13 protein-coding genes are annotated in these 11,922 nt (G+C 72.0%); 8 read left to right on the top strand and 5 right to left on the bottom strand.

The features are described 5' to 3' along the window. Window positions 1-7 precede the first annotated feature (7 nt). Together JXZ78_RS27355 and JXZ78_RS27360 are read right to left on the bottom strand one after the other, a co-directional pair. Window positions 8-3,082 (bottom strand): P-type ATPase actuator domain-containing protein, encoded by a 3,075-nt coding sequence (locus JXZ78_RS27355; RefSeq protein ID WP_078623939.1) that lies wholly within the window; start codon window positions 3,080-3,082, stop codon window positions 8-10. 7 nt (window positions 3,083-3,089) lie between these two features. Beyond that, the gene (locus JXZ78_RS27360) at window positions 3,090-3,458 is read right to left on the bottom strand and encodes an ArsR/SmtB family transcription factor (protein ID WP_030017600.1); all 369 of its coding nucleotides are present in this window, start codon (window positions 3,456-3,458) and stop codon (window positions 3,090-3,092) included. Window positions 3,459-4,082: 624 nt separating this feature from the next. Between JXZ78_RS27360 and JXZ78_RS27365 the strand changes: the two genes are divergently transcribed. The 7 genes from JXZ78_RS27365 (at window position 4,083) to JXZ78_RS27395 (ending at window position 9,374) form a co-directional block, all read left to right on the top strand. After that, window positions 4,083-4,247: a hypothetical protein gene (locus tag JXZ78_RS27365; RefSeq protein WP_167745376.1), complete on the top strand. Its 165-nt coding sequence runs from the start codon at window positions 4,083-4,085 to the stop codon at window positions 4,245-4,247. Between the two features lie 82 nt (window positions 4,248-4,329). Then, window positions 4,330-4,623: a Dabb family protein gene (locus JXZ78_RS27370; protein ID WP_030017599.1), complete on the top strand. Its 294-nt coding sequence runs from the start codon at window positions 4,330-4,332 to the stop codon at window positions 4,621-4,623. Window positions 4,624-4,913: 290 nt separating this feature from the next. Further along, window positions 4,914-5,723 (top strand): RNA polymerase sigma factor SigF, encoded by an 810-nt coding sequence (locus JXZ78_RS27375; RefSeq protein WP_030017598.1) that lies wholly within the window; start codon window positions 4,914-4,916, stop codon window positions 5,721-5,723. Between the two features lie 191 nt (window positions 5,724-5,914). Beyond that, window positions 5,915-6,751 (top strand): RNA polymerase sigma factor SigF, encoded by an 837-nt coding sequence (locus JXZ78_RS27380; RefSeq protein WP_030017597.1) that lies wholly within the window; start codon window positions 5,915-5,917, stop codon window positions 6,749-6,751. 219 nt (window positions 6,752-6,970) lie between these two features. After that, complete coding sequence (locus JXZ78_RS27385; protein ID WP_238783410.1) at window positions 6,971-7,891, top strand: hypothetical protein; 921 nt, start codon at window positions 6,971-6,973, stop codon at window positions 7,889-7,891. 55 nt (window positions 7,892-7,946) lie between these two features. After that, window positions 7,947-8,096 carry a hypothetical protein gene (locus JXZ78_RS27390; RefSeq protein ID WP_157851447.1) on the top strand — a complete coding sequence of 50 codons (150 nt, stop codon included), beginning with the start codon at window positions 7,947-7,949 and terminating at the stop codon, window positions 8,094-8,096. A 264-nt stretch (window positions 8,097-8,360) separates the two neighbouring features. Next, window positions 8,361-9,374 (top strand): S1 family peptidase, encoded by a 1,014-nt coding sequence (locus JXZ78_RS27395; protein ID WP_238783411.1) that lies wholly within the window; start codon window positions 8,361-8,363, stop codon window positions 9,372-9,374. A gap of 131 nt (window positions 9,375-9,505) precedes the next feature. Here the strand turns inward: JXZ78_RS27395 and JXZ78_RS27400 are convergent, their stop codons facing one another. From JXZ78_RS27400 to JXZ78_RS27410, 3 genes are all read right to left on the bottom strand, one after another. Next, window positions 9,506-9,907, bottom strand: coding sequence for a hypothetical protein (locus tag JXZ78_RS27400; RefSeq protein ID WP_030017591.1), 402 nt, complete (start codon window positions 9,905-9,907; stop codon window positions 9,506-9,508). Window positions 9,908-9,941: 34 nt separating this feature from the next. Continuing rightward, window positions 9,942-10,586 (bottom strand): CatB-related O-acetyltransferase, encoded by a 645-nt coding sequence (locus JXZ78_RS27405; protein ID WP_030017590.1) that lies wholly within the window; start codon window positions 10,584-10,586, stop codon window positions 9,942-9,944. 178 nt (window positions 10,587-10,764) lie between these two features. Further along, window positions 10,765-11,169 (bottom strand): YunG family protein, encoded by a 405-nt coding sequence (locus JXZ78_RS27410; protein WP_030017589.1) that lies wholly within the window; start codon window positions 11,167-11,169, stop codon window positions 10,765-10,767. Window positions 11,170-11,393: 224 nt separating this feature from the next. Between JXZ78_RS27410 and JXZ78_RS27415 the strand changes: the two genes are divergently transcribed. Beyond that, window positions 11,394-11,837, top strand: coding sequence for a cupin domain-containing protein (locus tag JXZ78_RS27415; RefSeq protein ID WP_030017588.1), 444 nt, complete (start codon window positions 11,394-11,396; stop codon window positions 11,835-11,837). The last annotated feature ends 85 nt before the right edge of the window (window positions 11,838-11,922 follow it).

Below are 11,922 nucleotides of genomic sequence, written 5' to 3' on the forward strand. Positions count from 1 at the left end.
GCGTGGCCTACGCGTCGTCCGGGGCCGTCTTCCGGTCGTACCGGTCCTTGGCCCATGCCAGCCCAAGCCCGTACAGCACCAGCACCGCCGCCAGCAGCCCGTAGTAGAGGGGAGGCAGGGCCGCCATCCCCAGCAGCGGACCCAGCGGTGACGGGGGCAGCAGCAGTCCGATGACGGCGAGCGCGCACACCGCGATCCGGATCGGGCCGGGCGCCCGGCCTTCCGCCGAGCGGCGGCCGGTACGCAGCAGGTACATCACCAGCGCCTGCGTCAGCAGGTTCTCCGTGAACCACCCCGCGTGGAACGCGTCCTGGCCGCCCGGGTCGCCGAAGCCGTGCAGCGCCAGGACCAGCACGCCGAACGTGGCCAGGTCGGCCGCCGCGTTGAGCAGGCCGAAACCGGTGATGTAGCGGAGCAGGTCGGCGGGGCGCAGGACCGCCGGCCGGCGCAGCGCGGCGGGCCCCGGCCGGTCGAAGGCGAACGCGAGCTGGACCGCGTCGAAGCACAGGTTCTGCACCAGGACCTGCGCCGGAAGCATCGGCAGGAACGGCAGCAGCAGCCCGGCGCCGAGCATCGCGATGACGTTGCCGAGGTTGGAGGAGAGGGTGATGCGCAGGTACGTGGCGATGTTGGCGCTGCTGCGGCGGCCCGCGACGATCGCGCCGTCGATGGCGCCGAGGTCCTTCGAGGCGAGGACCACGTCGGCCGCCTCACGGGTCACGTCGACGGCGTCGCGCGGGGCGATGCCGACGTCGCAGGCGTGCAGCGCGGGCAGGTCGTTGACACCGTCGCCGAGGAAGCCGACGGTGCGGGGCGGGGTCGCCGCGCTCTCCGGACCCGGATCCGGCCCGGCCGCCGTTCCCGTTCCCGGCCCGGTCACCGTTACCGGCCCGGTCACCGTCCCCGCCCCGGCCGCCGCTCCCGTCCCTGCCCCCGGCCCGGCTCCCGCCCGCAGCGCCTCCACGATCCGCGCCTTGTGCTCCGGTGTGCAGCGCGCGAAGGCCGTCGTGCGCGCGGCGAGCCGGGCGAGTTCCGCGTCCGTGAGGCCGTCGGTCCGGTCGGCCGTGACCACCGCGCCGGGCCCGGTGTCGAGTCCGAGTTCCCGGCAGACGTGGGTGACGGTGCCCGGGTGGTCACCGGTGAGGATCTTCACCGCGACACCGCGCCGCGCCAGGCCCGCGCAGGCCGCGGCGGCGGTCGGCGCGAGCGCGTCGCGCAGCCCGACGAAGCCGACGAGGGTCAGGCCGCGCTCGTCCGCCGGCGTGTAGCGGCGGCCGGGCCGGGCGGGCCGCTCGGCGACCGCGACGGCCAGCAGCCGCAGCCCGTCCGCCGTACGGTCCGCGACGAGCCGGGCCAGACGGGCGCGGGCCGCGTCGTCCAGGTCGATGTCTTCGGCGCGTTCGGTGGCCGCGGGGCCCTCTCCCCCGGTACGGACACGGGCACAGCGTTCCAGTACGGCCTCGGGCGCGCCCTTGACCACGAGCGTGTGTGTGCCGAGCCGGAGGCCGGGCCCAGCGGCAGCATCCGTACGGACCACCGCGCACGACGTACGGCGCACCGGGTCGAACGGCAGCGCGGCGATGCCCTCGTACGCCAGCAGCTCGTCGAAGTCGTCCTCGGCCGCCTCCAGGACCGCCTCGTCGAGCGCGTCCGGCGTGGGCAGCTCGGCCAGCTGGAGTGTCCACAGGCTGTTGACAGCCGCCCAGTGCAGCGGCTCGGGCACCGGCCGCCCGTCGGGGTCGAGGGAGCAGTCCAGGACCGGGCGGTCCTGGGTGAGGGTGCCGGTCTTGTCCGTACACAGCACGTCGATCGCGCCGAGGTCGTGCAGCGCGGGCAGCCGCTTGACGATCACCTCGCCGCCGCGCGCGAGCAGCGCCGCGCCCCGGGCGAGCGCGGTGGTGACGATGACCGGCAGCATCTCGGGGGTGAGCCCGACCGCCACCGCGACGGCGAACGGCAGCGTCTCCAGGCCGCGGCCGCGCAGCGCGGCGTTGGCCATCAGCACCAGCGGCGGTGTGAGCAGCATGAAGCGGATGAGGGTCCAGGAGACGCCGTTCACGGAGCGGTCGAAGGCGCTCGTGGGACGCGCGCGCCGGGTGCCGCGCGCCCCGCCCGCGGTGTCCGGGCCCGTTCCGGACCGCCGCCGGCGCGTACCGGCCCGGTACGTCCCGGACCGGTACGTCCCGGCGAAGACCGTGTCCGCACCGGTCGCCAGCACCACCGCGGTGGCACTGCCGGACTCGACGCTGCTGCCCTGGAAGCACAGCTCGGGCCGTTCGAAGAGGCCTGGGCCGGAGGCGGCCGTACCGGGGGCGGCCGTACCGGGGGCGGCCGTACTGGAGGCGGCCGTACCGGGGATGCCCGTACCGGAAGCGTCCGCACCGGAGATGCCCGTACCGGAGATCCCCGTACCGGAAGCATCCGCATCCATACCGGAGGCACCGGTTCCTGCCTCCACCGGATGCTTCGCCACCGGCGCCGACTCCCCCGTCAGCGGCGCCTGCCGCACCGTCAGCCCGCTCGCGCGCAGCAACCGCAGGTCGGCGGGGACCAGGTCCCCCGGCCCGAGGCGGATCACATCACCCGGCACCAGCTGATCGACCGGTATCTCCCGGGTCGCCCCCGGCCGCCGCTGCACCGTCGCCGTCGTGGCGATCAGCTCACGCAGCGCCGCCGTGGACCGTTCGGCGCGGTGCTCGCCGCTGGACCGCAGCACCGCGCTGACCACCACCAGTACCGCGATCACGCACGCCGCCCCCCAGGAGGCGACGGCGGCCGAGACCAGGGCCAGGCACAGCAGTACGGTCGTGAACGGATCGCGCAGGCTGCGCACGAAGCGCCAGGACCGGCCGGCGGGCCGCCGTTCGGGCACCGCGTTGTCGCCGTACCGCAGCAGCCGTTCCTCGGCCTGCGCCTCGGTCAGGCCGCGCGGCCCGCTCTCCAGGAACCGCAGGGTTTCCAGCGCCGTGAGTCCGGGGGTGTCGCGCAGCCGGGCGCCGCGGTCCGCCCGTACGCCCGGTGGTGCGGTGGTGCGCCGGCCCGGCTCCGCCTCCCCGTCCGTACGGGCGGACGCGGAACCCACGGCCCTCTCAGGCGCCCAGGCCACGGACGCGTCCCGGAACCGCCGGGCCGTCGGAGCGGCCCGTCCGGTCGGTCAGCTGCCCCACCAGCCACCGCACCATCGACACCACATCGGGGTCGTCCACCAGGTACACCACGCGGCGGCCCTCGCGCCGCGACCGCACCAGCCCCGCCAGCTTCAGCTTCGCCAGGTGCTGGCTCACCGCGGGCAGCGCGCCGCCCACCCGCTCCGCCAGCCCGCTCACGTCGCACTCGCCGCCCGCCAGCACCCAGACGATGTGCAGGCGCGCGGGCGAAGCGAGCAGCCCGAACGTCGCCGCGGCCTCCGTCAGCACCTCGGCCGACGGATCCGCCACGTCCTCGACGCCACTCGTCACAGCCGCTCTCCATCCGCCCAGGGCCCCCAGGGACGGGCCCGTGCCCCCGAAAGGTCCCAGTCTAGGCGCCGGGTGCCCGGCACTCCCGTACCCATGAGGACCTGCTTCAGGACCCGTTCCCGTACGGCGGGCCTCCGCCCCCCCCTGTACGGCGGAAGCCCCGGCCCCGGGCCCGGAAGCCCGGAGCCGGGGCTCCGCGTCATGGTCGGGGGAAACGGCAACGGGGGGACATGCCGTTTCCCCCGATGGTGGGCCGGGCCTCAAAGTCCGCGCCGCTGTCAGGGGGGAAGCTTGCGGCGTGGACCCCGCAGTGAGGCTCGGGCCCGGTGCCCCGCGCATTCCTGCCAGATCCGCCGGGCACCCCCATCTTGCTCCGCCCGCCTCTCGGAGGACGCGGGCAAAGGGCCTGCCTCCAGAGGCCTTTGGTCCTTAAAGTCACCATCAACACGCGCCCGCCGCCTCTCTCCCACCTTCCCCCTCGCCTCTCTCCCACCCTTCCCTTCGTCTCCCTCCCGGCTCCCTCCCGCCGGCTCCACCCCTGTTGCGGAAGTGGTTACACTCACCCGGTCTGCACTCTGGGAAAGGGCGGGCGGGAGCTGCCGTAGGGGAGACGGGGACAGTCAGATGGCGCAAGCGAAGAAGATCGCGCTGTACGTGGTCGTCGTCTTCGTCCTGTACACGATCATCACGTCCCCGGCACGCGCCGCCGATCTCGTGCAGATAGGGTTCGAGGGCATTTCGTCGGCCGCTCACGGTGTCGGCGAGTTCATGACCCAGCTGATCTCGTAGGACGCGCCGGCCGTACGCAGACGTGCGGAGCGGGACGTACGGCGCGGGACGGCCGGGGGCCGACCGTACGGAGGACCGCCCAGTGATACGCCACCTGGTTCTTTTCAAGCTCGCCGAGGGTGTCGGACGCGACGAGCCGCGGGTCGTGGCCGGCGTGAAGGCGTTCCAGGAGCTGGCCGACCAGATTCCCGAGCTGGAGTTCTGGGAGTGCGCCTGGAACATCACGGACCGGCCGATCGCGTACGACTTCGCCGTGAACTCCGCCGTGGCCGACACCGACGCCCTCAAGCGCTATATCGAACACCCGGCCCATCAGGCCGCCGCCGGGCAGTGGCGCGAGTTCGCCACCTGGGTGATCGCCGACTACGAGTTCTGAGCCGCGGCTCCGGCCGCGCGCACATCCCTCGGCCTGCCCGTCGGCCTGCCCGTCGCCCCGCGCCCCGGCCTGCCCGTCGGCCCGCGCCCCGGCCTGCCCGTCGACCTGCCCCTCGTCCCGCCGCGCGGGCGAGGGGCTTCGTCGTGCCCGTGCCCGGCTCCGGCCCTGCGTGCGCCTGCTCGTCGATCAACTCTGCGATCAACACGGCGTTATGCGGTGCTTGCACACAGTGCACATGTCTTGTGATGCTATGACCGCTTTTGCCGGTTGAATGGACTGAGAAGGGTGGCGTGCCCGTGACGGCCCGAACTGCGCCCAAGGCGCCATCCCGCGAGAGCAGGAGCGCGGACACACGGGCACTCACACAGGTGCTGTTCGCCGAGCTCACGAGCCTGGAGCCGGGCACGCCGGAGCACGCACGGGTGCGCGCCGCCCTGATCGAGGCCAATCTGCCGCTGGTCCGGTACGCGGCGGCACGTTTCCGCAGCCGTAACGAGCCGATGGAGGACGTCGTCCAGGTCGGCACGATCGGCCTCATCAACGCCATCGACCGCTTCGATCCCGGCCGCGGGGTCCAGTTCCCCACCTTCGCGATGCCGACCGTGGTCGGCGAGATCAAGCGCTATTTCCGGGACAACGTGCGCACCGTCCACGTACCGCGCCGCCTCCACGAGCTGTGGGTGCAGGTCAACGGCGCCACGGAGGACCTGACCGTGCTGCACGGACGGTCGCCGACGACCGCCGAGATCGCCGAACGGCTCAAGATCGGCGAGGACGAGGTGCTGGCCTGCCTGGAGGCGGGGCGCTCGTACCACGCGACCTCCCTGGAGGCCGCTCAGGAGGGTGACGGCCTGCCGGGGCTGCTGGACCGGCTCGGGTACGAGGATCCGGAGCTGGCCGGGGTCGAGCACCGGGACCTCGTCCGGCACCTCCTCGTCCAGCTCCCCGAGCGCGAGCAGCGCATCCTGCTCCTCCGTTACTACAGCAACTTGACGCAATCTCAGATCAGCGCCGAGCTGGGGGTGTCGCAGATGCATGTGTCGCGGCTACTGTCGCGGAGCTTCGCACGACTGCGGTCCGCAAACAGGATCGAAGCCTAACCGGGACGGGCTACCCGTTCCTGCACAGATATGTCGACATGGCGCTACAGCGTGTTGCCGACATGTGACATTCTGCAGGAACCGCGTTTGCCGTGGCGCCGCCTCCGGTATTCAGGTGGAGGCATAAGTTCTCGGTTCCGCCGCGGACCGAGGGCGCCGCAGCGACCCGACCGCGACCTCAAGGGGGTGGCATGTCCGTAGAACTGGGCAGCTCGAAGGTGCTTCCCGCGATTCCCGCGCCGGCACCACATGTGCACGACGACGACGCTCTCAACACCCGTACGCTCTCCCGCTCCCTCTTCCTGCGGCTGGCCACGCTCGACAAGGACAGCCCGGAGCGCACGTACGTACGCGACACCCTCATCGAACTGAACCTGCCGCTGGTGCGGTACGCGGCGGCACGTTTCCGCAGCCGCAACGAGCCGATGGAGGACATCGTCCAGGTCGGCACGATCGGTCTGATCAAGGCCATCGACCGTTTCGATTGCGAACGCGGCGTCGAATTCCCGACGTTCGCGATGCCGACGGTGGTCGGCGAGATCAAGCGGTTCTTCCGCGACACCTCGTGGTCGGTCCGCGTTCCGCGCCGCCTCCAGGAGCTGCGCCTGGCCCTGACCAAGGCCAGCGACGAACTCGCCCAGAAGCTCGACCGCTCCCCCACCGTCACCGAACTGGCCCAGTGCCTCGGCGTGTCCGAGGAGGACGTCGTCGACGGCCTGGCCGTCGGCAACGCCTACACCGCCTCCTCGCTCGATTCCCCCTCCCCCGAGGACGACGGCGGCGAGGGCTCCCTCGCGGACCGCCTCGGCTACGAGGACAGCGCGCTCGAAGGTGTCGAGTACCGCGAGTCCCTGAAGCCCCTGCTGGCCAAACTCCCGCCGCGGGAGCGCCAGATCATCATGCTGCGCTTCTTCGCCAACATGACGCAGTCCCAGATTGGCGAAGAGGTCGGCATTTCCCAGATGCACGTCTCCCGCCTGCTCACCCGCACCCTGGCGACCCTGCGCGACGGCCTGATCTCGGACTGAGCCCCAGCAAGGCCAACGCCCGCCGGCGGGCCGACCGGCACCGCCCGGTGCCCCGTCTGCCGCACGGGCCGACGCCCAGCCGTACCGGGCCTATGCAACTGACGCCCCGTCAGTGACACTGGCCCGATGCGACGGATCACGCGCGCCCCGAAAACCGCAAGTGCTCCCCGTACGCCCGGTAATCCCGGCTCTCCGCACACCCGGCAACCCCGTCTGCCCATGCGCGCCCCACAGGCCCCGCGCGGCTCACCTTTTCTGCGCGCCCCGAACCTCCCGCGCGCATCACACTCCCCGCACGTATCGCGCCTCCTGCGCGTACGGCGCCTCCCACGCGCCGTCCTGCCGGCCACCGCTTTGTGCCTGGCCGCGCTGCTCAGCGCCTGCGCCAGCGACGACGGCCATGGCCACGCCGCGGTGGGCGCCGCCGGCCCGGCGGACGGCCGATCCCCGACGAAACCGGTACCCCCGCGCGACGGGATCACCCTCACGCCTCTGGACGAAGCCGGCACCCCCACGACGGCCAACGGCTCATCCTCGTACGCCTCACCGCCGCCATCGGCCCCCGGCACATCCGCCACACCCGGCTCCGACGCCGCTCCTCCGGCCGCCCCTCGACATCACGCCACCGGCAGCGACAGCGACAGCAGCAGCGACCGTGTTGCCGACCACGCCACCGCCCCCACCCCCGGTCCACCCGGCACATCTCCCGGACGCCCCTCCGGCGAAACCCCGCAACGCCCCCCGGCGCACCCCCCAGCACCCGGCACCGGCACCGGCCCCAGCCCTCGACCGACCCCCACGCCCAAGCCCAAGCCCACCCCGCAACCCGACACCCCACCCCACCTCACCGCCGGCCCCGTCAACCGATCGGGCACCGACGTCCGATGGTGCGAAAAGGTATCCGTCCCCCTGCACAACACCGGCGACCGCCCCGTCACTTCAGGCACCATCACCTTCGGCACCCACATCATCGGCGCCCTGGGCATCGACTGGACCACCCGCACCTCCACCCACCCGCTCCCCACCCCCCTCACCGGCCACACCCGCCACACGGCCACCTGGCGCGTCTGCGTCGCCGCCTGGCGCGTACCTCTGGGGATGCACATCGAGACCCGGGACGTACGCCTCGACTGGCACTGACAGACCGGAACTGACCGCTCCGCCCCCACCCGGCCTGGACCACCACCCCCGGGCCGTGCGTCAATTCGACGCCCAGGGAGCAGACAACGACCGTTACCACCCCGTAGACCACGCCGAGGACGAGGAGCGGAGCCGATACGGCACGTCCGCCCTCCCACCGGACTTCCCAGAAGACTTCCACGCCCGCTTCGCCCTCGCCCTCTAGCTGCCCGGCGTCCACGCAACCCGTACCAAGGGTGTCCGGGTGTACAGGCCCACGCCCAGCCCCCGAGACCGTGTCAGGGTCGTCACCCCGCAGGATGACCGCTGACGCGGCCGAAATCTGATTACTCCCGTACGCCTGCGCACTACATTCAACTCTCGTAACAGGCAACGGCGCAGGAGCGGACTGGGCAAGCCCCATCCTGCCGGAATCAGGGAGCGGCACGTGGGGCTGGAGCAACGACAGTACGGGCTCGGGGAGCGTCGGGTGGGCGCGCGTGCCGGAATGGCGCTGGGGGCGGCCGTCCTGACCGCCGCCACCCTCATGGCCACCACCATCGGCACCGCCGGCTCGGCCCAAGCCATGTCCGGCGGCACGCAGTTACCCCGGCCGGGCGCCACGCCCTGGCTCGCGACGCTGGCCGAGAAGGGCGCCACCCCGTTACTGGAACGCGCGTCCTGCGGCGGCGTCCTCATCGCGCCCGACCGCATCCTCACCGCGGCCCACTGCGTGAACGGTGTGGACGTTCAACGCATGGAGGTACACCTGGGCTCCTCGGTCCTCTCGCAGGACCCCGGCACCGTACGCGGCATTCGCAGCGCCACCCTGCACCCGCGCTTCGAACTCCTGCCGTCCCCCGCCGCCCCCAACAGCCCGGAAATGTCCTCGGCCGCCTACGACATCGCCGTACTCCGCCTCGACACGCCGGTACGCGGCATCAAGCCGCTCCCCGTCACGCGGCACCGGCCACGCCCCGGCACCCCCGTATCGATCTTCAGCCACGGCACCACGGCCCCGACGGACTCGTCCCGGCCGGGTACGGGGATACGCGGCGACGTACTGCGCCGCGGCGACCTCATCGTGCGCAGCCACGAGCGGTGCGCCGCGCAGACGCCGGCGGTGGTGGACGAGGCATCGGTCTTCTGCGCCCGGGACGCGCGCGGCGGTCTGCCGGACCGTACCCCCACGACCATGTGCACCGGCGACAGCGGCAGCCCGCTGGTGGCCTGGGGACGGCGCGGCCCCGAACTGACCGGCATCTTCAGTTTCGCCGGCGAGACCGCCGGAAAGGTCTGCGGGCAGCCCGCCGACGCGGCGTTCGCCGACGTACCGGCACTGCTGCCGGACCTGACACCGTCGCCGCTTCCGCTGGAGCAGCGCGCGGCCGCGCGCCCGGATGGCGGCCACGCCCCGCTCGGCTGTGCCACCAAGGACTTCCAGCCCCACCCGGCGACGGCGGCCGCCCTCATCGCGGCAGGCGCGCGCCCCCGGGACGCGTGACGCCGGTCGGCACGTGGGACGGGGCGCTCGGCACATGAGGCGGGACGGTCTGCACGTCACGCGGGGCGGTCGGCACATGAGGCGGAACGGTCGGCACGTCACACGGGGCGCTCGGCACGCGCCCCGGACCATCAGTTGAAGGCGACCGCAGCCGCCCCGCCGAGCGCGGCCAGTACGTACGCCGGTACCTCCTGCCACCCCGTGAACGGCTTCCCGCGGCCCCGGGTGCTGAGCAGTCGCACGGTCCGGCCCGCATACCCCGGCACCAGCACACCGAGTACGCCGAGGGTGCCGACGCTCCACTCGAAGTCGATGCCGCTGAGCACGGCCGTGCCGACCATGGCCAGTGTGGCGACCGCGTACAGCGGGCCGGGGCCGAGCCCGGCCTCGTCACGCGGTTGGGGCGATGCTTCGTCCTCGCCTCCGGGCTCCCCGGAGTGGCGCCGATCCCGCTGTTCGACGCCGAAACAGGCGAGCAGCAAGACGACGGTCTCCACCACCAGGACGGCGGCCGCGACGAGTACGAAGGTCATGTGTCCCCCTCACACGTGCCTGCTGCCCCATGTTCTACGGCTTCGGCGCCACCGCGGCCAGCTCCTCCACCGATCCCGACGTGATCGTCCGAACATGCTCGGTGATGTGCTCCACGGGCCAGTCCCACCACGCCAGTTCGAGCAGCCGGTCGGTGTCCGCCCCGTCGTAGCGGCGGCGGATCAGCTTGGCCGGATTGCCGCCGACGATGCCGTAGTCCGGTACGTCGTCCACGACGACGGCCCCGGAGGCGATGACCGCGCCGTGGCCGATCCGTACGCCCGGCATGACCATGGACCGGTACCCGAACCACACGTCGTTGCCGACCACCGTGTCGCCCTTGCCCGGCAGCCCGCTGATCAGGTCGAAGTGCTCGGACCACGACCCGCCCATGATCGGGAAGGGGAACGTCGAAGGGCCGTCCATCCGGTGGTTGGCGCCGTTCATGATGAACCGCACGCCCTCGCCCAGCGCGCAGTACTTACCGATGACCAGCTTCTCGGGCCCGTAGTGGTACAGCACGTTCCGCGTCTCGAAGGCGGTCGGGTCGTCCGGGTCGTCGTAGTACGAGAAGTCACCGACCTCGATGAGCGGCGAGGTGACGAGGGGCTTCAGCAGCACCACCCGCGGCTGGCCGGGCATCGGGTGCACGACGTTCGGGTCAGCGGGGACAAGTGGCATCGGGCATCGCCCTCTCGTAAGGGGGAACGGTGGGATACGCATCGGTCCGGATACTCGGCTCCGGCTCTCGCGCCATGATCGCAATCACCGCCACCGCACGCGACCGGTTACCGAGGTCGACGCGGCCACGCCGGAGCCGGCCGGCGCGTAGATCAGCCGGCGCGCATCCCGGCCGAGTTCACCTAGCAGGTTCCGGCAGGGGGCCGAGACGCTCCATGACCCGCTTGCGCAGGAGAAGGTACTCGTCCCAGCGGCGCAGCGGGCCCGGCGGACGTTCCACCACACGGCCCTCGGTGACGGTCTGACCTCGCTTGAACTGCTCGCGCGTCAAGTCGAGCTCGATGCCGCTGGCCAGCCGGTTCCACATATGGAAATTGTGCCGGTCCCCGTTGAAGTACACCTCGCCCGCCATCAGATCGCCGCCGAAGACATCATTGACGATCAAAGCCGTGATGTCGCAGTGCCCCCAGGCCGGGTTCTCCGGCTGCCAGCCGGAGCGGGCCAGGTCGTCAGGCGAGCAGGTGTCAGCGGCCCAGCTGGCGCGTAAGGCTTCGTCAAGTTCGAGCAGAGTCCAGGGCATCATGACGTCAGCATCGCAGCCACCACTGACATCGACGCTGACGCGGAGCCGGCCCGGAGCACGGCCAGGACCGGAGCCCCAGTCGCCGATCACCGCGCCTCCACGTTTTCCCAACGCACGGAGTCGGCACAAAAGTTGCTCTATCAGCAACAATACTTGCCACTCCGCGAAAGCAGGCGCAGCCTGTTGCCCACTGAAGGCCGTCGCAAGAATCAGGGGGCAACACGATGACCAGCCACCATGACACCGGGACCACGCCCAGCACCGACGCCGACGCGCCACGCGGCAACCGCGTGCACCTCGTCCGGGCCGGCGAGCTGGACGGCCATGCCGCGATCAGCGGCGGCACCGTCGGCTCGAAGCGGCTCTGGATGGGGATGGTCGTGAACCCGCCGCTCAGCTCGACGGACAACCACCACCACGGCGCGTCGGAAGCGGGCATCTACGTCGTCAGCGGCCACCCCGTCTTCGTCCACCACGACGGCGAACAGGAGGTACGGATCACCGCGCACCCCGGCGACTTCGTACTCGTCCCGCCCTTCGTCCCCCACCGCGAGGAGAACCCCGACCCGGACGAACCGGCGGTCGTCGTGATCGCCCGCACCACGCAGGAGCCGATCAAGGTGTCCGTACCCGAGCTGTACCGGCATGAGGAGCCCGGCACGCGGTAGCCGACAGCTCCAGGCGCAGCCCCGCCACCTGGGACACTGGTACCGGAAGAGCCCTTACTGACGCACACCGCTAGGGAGAGTCACA

It is taken from the genome of Streptomyces monomycini (assembly GCF_022271435.1).
Classification (GTDB): Bacteria; Actinomycetota; Actinomycetes; order Streptomycetales; family Streptomycetaceae; genus Streptomyces; species Streptomyces monomycini.